The sequence below is a fragment of the Vallitalea sediminicola genome, from assembly GCF_054408565.1.
In genome coordinates, this window is sequence record NZ_BTPT01000171.1 from 1 (window position 1) to 238 (window position 238).

General features: G+C 32.4%; 1 protein-coding gene. It reads left to right on the forward strand.

Going from position 1 to position 238, the window contains the following annotated elements; translation table 11 throughout:
• Positions 1-238 (forward strand): S-layer homology domain-containing protein (locus ACX6CF_RS26300; RefSeq protein ID WP_458788347.1); only part of this gene is annotated, 238 nt, incomplete at both ends.

A 238-nucleotide genomic window follows, 5' to 3' on the forward strand; every position in this document is an offset into this window, starting at 1 on the left:
TATGCCTAATAAAAATATCACTAGAGCAGAAGTAATAACTGTCTTAGGTAGAATATTAGAAATGACTGCAACAGTATTACCACCAAGTAATGATTTCACTGATAAAGCTAAGATTCCAACATGGGCTGATGAATACGTGGATTTGCTACAATATTCTGGATTGTTGACAGGATATAGTGATGGAACAGTCAGGATATATAAAAACATTGCAATTTCTTCTCTTGCAATGTTTTTATAT